Source organism: Vibrio sp. OPT41 (genome assembly GCF_015163595.1).
GTDB classification, from domain to species: Bacteria; Pseudomonadota; Gammaproteobacteria; order Enterobacterales; family Vibrionaceae; genus Vibrio; species Vibrio alginolyticus.
Map to the genome: position 1 here is coordinate 1 of NZ_JADDYH010000031.1, position 6,738 is coordinate 6,738.

Here is a 6,738-nt window from a genome sequence, read left to right on the forward strand (position 1 = left end):
ACAGATAGCTGCAGTTAGAGTTGTTTTACCGTGGTCAACGTGGCCGATAGTACCAACGTTAACGTGCGGTTTCGTACGTTCAAATTTTTCTTTAGACATGAGTGGTCCCTCTAGGTACGGATTTAGGTGGCCCAAATTGACCACGCAACCAAAAAAGATAATTGGTAAATCTAATATCAAAAGGAAATAAACTTGAGAGCTGGTGCTGATAGGCAGACTCGAACTGCCGACCTCATCCTTACCAAGGATGCGCTCTACCACCTGAGCTATATCAGCACTCAAATTAGAGTGGAGCGGGCAGCGGGAATCGAACCCGCATCATCAGCTTGGAAGGCTGAGGTAATAGCCATTATACGATGCCCGCAACACGTAACTCTGAGAGCTATTTCCTAAAGAATATGGTGGAGGGGGACGGATTCGAACCATCGAAGGCAGTGCCGGCAGATTTACAGTCTGCTCCCTTTGGCCACTCGGGAACCCCTCCAAATTTTCAAGCCATTCAGACTACTAAAGGAAAGAATGGTGCCGACTACCGGAATCGAACTGGTGACCTACTGATTACAAGTCAGTTGCTCTACCTACTGAGCTAAGTCGGCATAATTGGTGCGCATTCTATTGAATGATTTTCTAGGTTGCAATAGTAATTTGAAAAAAAATCATAAATTTCGATTTTTTAGATTCGTTTGCTGCAAATTCGTACAAACTTAGCTTTTTTAAAGTAAACTTCGACCTTTGTCGTTTGCTTTGAAGTTCGCTTGATGTATGTTCTTGCTTCTATTAAACCAAGGATAAAAGAGACCCATGAGTCCATTTTTGTCATTTGACCGTGCAAATTGGGCCGAGTTAAGAAACTCTGTACCGATGACACTTTCTGAAGACGACTTGACTGCGCTTCAGGGCATTAATGAAAACCTAACCATGGAGGAAGCGGTAGAGATCTACCTTCCTTTGTCTCGTCTTTTGAATCTGTATGTCCAGGCTCGTCAAAGCCGCAATTCCGTATTACAACAATTCTTAAATACAGAGGAACATGCTCCCCCTTTCGTAATTGGTATCGCTGGCAGTGTTGCTGTAGGCAAAAGTACGACTGCTCGTATTCTAACGGCATTGCTTTCTCGTTGGGAGAATCATCCCAAAGTGTCCTTGGTTACAACAGATGGCTTCCTATATCCGAAAAAAGTACTAGAAGAACGCGGTATCATGCATCGTAAAGGCTTCCCAGAATCCTATGATATCAAGCGCTTAGTCGAGTTCATGTCTGACGTAAAGGCAGGAAAGCCCGATCTTGAAGTACCCATCTACTCTCACATCACGTATGACATTACTGATGAACTAAGAAAAGTGGATAGACCGGATGTTCTTATTATTGAAGGTTTAAACGTTCTGCAAAGTGGAATGGACTATCCACATGACCCGCATCGTGTCTTCGTCTCTGACTTTTTAGATTTTTCAATTTATGTCGATGCAGAAACAGAGACCATTGAACATTGGTATGTAGAACGCTTTTTAAAGTTTCGCCAAGGGGCCTTTACGAAACCAGGCTCTTATTTTAGCCACTACACACAACTCTCTGTCGATGACGCAAAGAAAAAAGCGAAGCAAATTTGGCATGATATTAATGGGCTCAATTTAGAATTGAATATTCTTCCAACTCGTGAGAGAGCCCACTTGATTCTACACAAAGGCGTTAACCACTTAGTTGATAAAGTCTCGTTGCGAAAGTAATCGAAGATTAGTCACTTTTACGCAACGAGATTTCACCACCAATATAAGTCTCTAGTCCTTGGGAGGTTTCGATTAATATTCCACCTTGATGATCGATGCCTCGAACGACGCCATATACCTCTCTAGGACCAATAAGCAGTTTGACCTGACGATTAAGGAAATTGTCTAACCGATTCCAACGTTCGATAAAGCCAGTAAGTCCTTTCATTTCATATTCGACAAGTGCGGAATTCCAATGCTTGATAAGTGTCATTGCTAGAACATTTCTATCGATCTTGAGACTCTGATTTACTTGGTTCAACGTGGTCCATGGCTGGTCAATCTCAGGCTGGTCGTCAGGCATTCCAATATTCAGGCCCATCCCAATCACTAGATGAGCAGCCCCACCGGCCTGACCCGACATTTCAACCAAGATTCCGGCCAGTTTTTTATCTTGATAATACAAGTCATTCGGCCACTTGAGTTTAACACCTTGCATGCCTACTTCTTCCAAAGCTTCCACTGCGGCAATCCCAATCACCAAGCTCAAGCCCATTGCCGCAGCCATTCCTGCATCCAGTCGCCAATACATAGAGAGATATAAGTTAGAGCCAAACGGTGAGACCCATTGTCTACCGCGGCGACCACGCCCTTGTGCTTGATATTCAGCAATACAAACACGGCCCTTTTCCGAATCCGCGACTCTGTCGAGCAAATATTGATTCGTTGAGTCAATCACAGGGACGAGTTCAACAAGTGACTCCGAGCTAGTGGTAAGGAGAGTCTCGTCTAACAACTGCAATGGTGAGGCTAATTGGTAACCGCGCCCTTGCACTCGATAAATATCAATACCCCATTCACTAAGACCTTTAATGTGCTTAGCGATTGCCGCTCTAGAAACATTAAGATCGTCGCCCAACGCTTCTCCTGAATGAAACTCGCCATCACTTAATAACTTTAGAATATGAAGTTTCGTAGAGTGATCTTTTCTCATCTAGATGCCTCGATCTGAGCCAAATTGGTCTCCCCAGTACGATTGAGAAAGCGTACTTCATGCTCAAGTATGATTTGGTATTTGTCCCATACTGTCTGCTTCACTAAAGAAGCAAGCGCGACAATGTCATCTGCACTACAATTATCCATGTTGGTCAAAACCAAAGCTTGCATAGGGTTGACCTGCGCACCGTGTACAGACTTCCCTTTTAATCCACACTGATCGATAAGCCAACCAGCAGCAATTTTCATTCCTCCAGAAGCTGGGTAGGCCACTACGTTAGGGTATTTTTTTGTGAGTCGATCATAGTGATCTTGCGTGATCACTGGGTTTTTAAAGAAACTACCTGCGTTACCTATCTTGGTTGGATCTGGTAGTTTTGCCTTTCGCACTTGGCATACTCGTTCGAAGATAGAAGCAGGGCTGAGTTGTTCTTCTGGGATACTTTGTAAAGGGCCGTACTGGTTAATCGGCTGCCATTGCTTCGCCAACTTAAGCCCTAATGCGGTGATAAAGCACTTTCCGTGCAACGCATGTTTAAATATGGAATCCCTATAGGCAAACTCACAGTCTTGGGCGTGCATTCTTTTGTTTTCAAACGTAGTTAGGTCAAGAACATCTACATAATCACAGATGTCTTTTAGCTCTAGGCCATACGCACCAATGTTCTGAATAGGAGCCGAGCCAGCACAACCCGGAATCAAAGCTAAGTTCTCGATCCCACCGATCCCCTGATTCACACACCAGGAAACCAATTCAGGCCAATCTTCACCACCGGCAATATGTAATAGGTAGTGCTCATCCGTTTCCGTGACTTCTTTACCCATGATTCGATTAACAATCACTAATCCCTCAAAATGTTCTGTAAAAAGAACATTACTTCCTTTACCTAAAAAAAGTTTCGGTAAATGGGTGAATCTTGGGTTTTGAAATAGCTCAATAACATCTTCGAGCGACTCAACGATAGCTAAATAGGAACACGATTGTTCAATTCCAAAAGTATGGTAAGCCTTTAGGCTCGCATTTGTTTTAATTTGCATAGTAGGTTTGCAACACCAGATAAGATTCTCTTAAACTGTCGACATTCTACATTAGTTATCTTTTAACCGCAGTGACAATACCAGACTCATTAATCATAGAAGTGTTAAATCCCATCAAGCTCCCCCTCATTAAGAAACTATACAAAGCGTATTACCCTGCGGGTCGAGCCAAAAAGGATGAATTGATCATTACAGCAAGCCATAAGGGTGAAATCATTGCGTTACTACGTTTAAAAGGTGTAGATAAAGTTCGTCTGTTGACAGGAATGTTGGTCATTCCGAAAGTTAGGGGAACAGGGATTGGAAAAAAACTACTAACCCATTGTAAAAACAATGTTTTCACTGATGGCGATTATTGCTTCGCGTTTACACATCTCGAATCCTATTATTCCAAGCATGGATTCACAACAATTGATTGCTCTGAGCTACCACACCCGCTAAAAATGGCATTTCAACGTTACGTAGATAGCGGTAAAGATCTCATTCCAATGCAATTCATCTCTTCAACGACATCAAAACGCGTGCTTTTGTAGCCAGGTAAATCATATCTTTGATAAAATGGCAGGTTCGCAATATTGCACTAAACTAAGGTACTCATACCGATATGATAGTAAGTAGGAATCCATTCGAACAGTTGCCAAGTCTCGCTGTCAATCCGGAAGACTTTGATGTTCTGTATTCAGCAGAATCATTCAGAACCCGTCTTTTAGATGCTATCAGCAAAGCAACGTCGCGAATTTACCTAGTCGCTCTATATCTGGAAGATGATGAAGCTGGACGTGAAATTCTCACTGCGCTTTATGAAGCGAAACAGCGCAATCCTGGGTTGGACATCAATATCTGTGTCGACTGGCATCGAGCGCAGCGTGGCCTGATTGGTGCGGAGACATCTGAGGGTAATTCAGCGCTTTACAAAGCATATGCCAGTAAGTACCAGCACCCAATCCCTGTCTATGGCATACCAGTGCGTGGCAGAGAAGTTTTTGGGGTACTGCATTTAAAAGGCTTCATTGTCGATGATACTGTTATCTACAGTGGAGCGAGCTTAAATAACGTTTATCTCCATTATCATGAACGTTATCGATTTGATCGTTACCATATGATTCGACATGAATCTTTAGCGAATTCAATGGTGCAATTCATTCAGGAAGAAATGATTGCTCACCCTGCCGTTAATGATCTTGCAGGAAAAGATAAGCCAGAAACCAAAGAAATAAAGTCGGCGATTCGCCAACTGAGGGCTTCTCTTGCTCAAGCCAACTATAAGTTTGAAGACCAAGCTGCAACAGAAGAAAGTGTAAAAGTCACTCCGTTAGTTGGGCTAGGCAAACGCCGTAATCTGCTCAATCAACAGATTGTAAAGTTATTGGCAGCAGCCCAAGACGAAATTTTCATTTGTACGCCTTACTTTAACTTCCCTAAAGCACTTCATCGTGAAGTGAAACGAGCCATGAAGCGTGGTGTGAAAGTAACTATTGTTGTGGGTGATAAAACCGCCAACGACTTTTACATTGCACCTGAGGAAGACTTTAAAACCATTGGCGGACTTCCATATCTTTACGAAGTGAATTTGCGTCGCTTTGCGAAAGCCAATGAAGCGAATATCGCCGCACGTAAATTGTCAATTCACCTATGGAAGCATGACAATAACAGCTTCCACCTTAAGGGTATTTGGGTTGATAAACGCTATATGCTACTTACTGGGAATAACCTAAATCCACGTGCTTGGTCACTCGACCTAGAAAATGGGCTACTCATACAAGACAATTATGCGAAGCTCACTGGGAAGTTTGAAGACGAAGTTTCGCGTATTCTTGAGCATACTCACCTTATCTGTACTTATAAGCAATTAGAGAAAGTAGAAGACTATCCTATAGGGGTACAGCGACTGGTCAGAAAAATCACCCGCCTAAAGGCAGATGGTGTTTTAAAACGTATTCTTTAGACATCATTTCTCGCTCTAAAGTACGTCGAGATTTTTATACTAAGCCAACCGCTTTAGCAGTTGGCTTTTTCATATAATCCATTTGGAATACTTAACTATTTTCTAGTACCGCTAGTGAGCACATAACCACTTAGATCTAGAGCGATTCTCTTAATGGATTTGAGCTTTGACGTTTGTGAGTATTCCGCATAGCTTACAGCCTCGAGCTAAGCTACCCCTCTCTGTTTTGGCGCTTCTTACCCCTTGGCGATATATTTTTTCTGAGACTCATCAAATGTTCAGCGTCGAAAATCATCACCTCGCTAATGAAGAGCTCCTTCAATCTTTCACCTTCCAATTCTTTTCAAGTCGTTTGATTTTTGAGCCAGGAGAGATTGGGGTATATATGACGCTTTTCTGGATTATGCGCACAGCTCGTTTTTTCTTTCTCATCAAGATTCAAGCCGTTGAACGCCTTTGAATACCATAGATTACTTAGGCTTGTTCGTAGGTCATATTGTCTTTCCACAGCATCACCGGCCTATAATTAATTAAAGCCTAGTGTGTAATCACGCAGAGTTCGCTTAGTAGGGATTATGGGGAGTAGTCTAGTTAGGTGTAAACACACTTCAGGGAAACGCCGCAGTAGAAACGAAAAAAGCCCCAGTCTTTCGACTGAGGCTTAATATAAGTGGCGGAGTGGACGGGACTCGAACCCGCGACCCCCGGCGTGACAGGCCGGTATTCTAACCAACTGAACTACCACTCCGCAGTGGTATCACTCGCTTTAATAAGCAAGCGTCCGCTTTTGTCTTCACTTTTCGAAAAAGTGAAAATAAAACTAAAGCCTGGCGATGTCCTACTCTCACATGGGGAAACCCCACACTACCATCGGCGCTATTTCGTTTCACTTCTGAGTTCGGCATGGAAGTCAGGTGGGTCCAAAACGCTATGGTCGCCAAGCAAATTCTTTAATCTGGAAAGCTGTTTTTTTAATTCTCGTTCTTACACATTCAATGTTCTTACATTGAGTCCATCAAAACCCCTTGGGTGTTGTATGGTTAAGCCTCACGGGC

Annotated in this window: 6 protein-coding genes, 5 tRNA genes and 1 rRNA gene; 3 read left to right on the plus strand and 9 right to left on the minus strand. The window is 43.0% G+C overall.

Features of this window, described 5'->3' with window-relative positions; genetic code table 11:
• The 5 genes from IQP38_RS14220 to IQP38_RS14240 form a co-directional block, all read right to left on the minus strand.
• A partial coding sequence (locus tag IQP38_RS14220) for a GTP-binding protein (RefSeq protein ID WP_135300427.1) occupies nucleotides 1–99 on the minus strand: 99 nt, incomplete at its 3' end.
• Nucleotides 100–200: 101 nt separating this feature from the next.
• Nucleotides 201–276, minus strand: a tRNA-Thr gene (locus IQP38_RS14225).
• 13 nt (nucleotides 277–289) lie between these two features.
• Nucleotides 290–364, minus strand: a tRNA-Gly gene (locus tag IQP38_RS14230).
• A 35-nt stretch (nucleotides 365–399) separates the two neighbouring features.
• Nucleotides 400–484 (minus strand) — tRNA-Tyr (locus IQP38_RS14235).
• Between the two features lie 36 nt (nucleotides 485–520).
• Nucleotides 521–596, minus strand: a tRNA-Thr gene (locus IQP38_RS14240).
• A 205-nt stretch (nucleotides 597–801) separates the two neighbouring features.
• On the opposite strand from IQP38_RS14240, the gene coaA reads away from it, so the two are divergent.
• Nucleotides 802–1,725 carry a type I pantothenate kinase gene (gene coaA / locus IQP38_RS14245; RefSeq protein ID WP_005388683.1) on the plus strand — a complete coding sequence of 308 codons (924 nt, stop codon included), beginning with the start codon at nucleotides 802–804 and terminating at the stop codon, nucleotides 1,723–1,725.
• A gap of 7 nt (nucleotides 1,726–1,732) precedes the next feature.
• Here coaA and birA read toward each other — a convergent pair whose 3' ends face one another.
• Entirely contained in the window at nucleotides 1,733–2,698 is a 966-nt protein-coding gene (gene birA, locus IQP38_RS14250; RefSeq protein WP_005373054.1) for a bifunctional biotin--[acetyl-CoA-carboxylase] ligase/biotin operon repressor BirA, read from the minus strand.
• Nucleotides 2,695–3,738, minus strand: coding sequence for a UDP-N-acetylmuramate dehydrogenase (gene murB / locus IQP38_RS14255; RefSeq protein WP_053303319.1), 1,044 nt, complete (start codon nucleotides 3,736–3,738; stop codon nucleotides 2,695–2,697). Before murB ends, birA begins: the two co-directional genes overlap by 4 nt.
• Before the next feature lie 101 nt (nucleotides 3,739–3,839).
• Here murB and IQP38_RS14260 point away from each other — a divergent pair, with 101 nt between their 5' ends.
• Together IQP38_RS14260 and pssA are read left to right on the plus strand one after the other, a co-directional pair.
• Entirely contained in the window at nucleotides 3,840–4,271 is a 432-nt protein-coding gene (locus IQP38_RS14260) for a GNAT family N-acetyltransferase (RefSeq protein ID WP_017633746.1), read from the plus strand.
• Between the two features lie 71 nt (nucleotides 4,272–4,342).
• Nucleotides 4,343–5,683 carry a CDP-diacylglycerol--serine O-phosphatidyltransferase gene (gene pssA / locus IQP38_RS14265; protein WP_025998545.1) on the plus strand — a complete coding sequence of 447 codons (1,341 nt, stop codon included), beginning with the start codon at nucleotides 4,343–4,345 and terminating at the stop codon, nucleotides 5,681–5,683.
• 671 nt (nucleotides 5,684–6,354) lie between these two features.
• On the opposite strand, the gene IQP38_RS14270 is transcribed toward pssA, so the two are convergent.
• Both IQP38_RS14270 and rrf read right to left on the minus strand, forming a co-directional pair.
• Nucleotides 6,355–6,431: transfer RNA gene (locus tag IQP38_RS14270), tRNA-Asp, on the minus strand.
• A 77-nt stretch (nucleotides 6,432–6,508) separates the two neighbouring features.
• Nucleotides 6,509–6,625 (minus strand): 5S ribosomal RNA (gene rrf / locus IQP38_RS14275).
• Nucleotides 6,626–6,738: the final 113 nt, after the last annotated feature.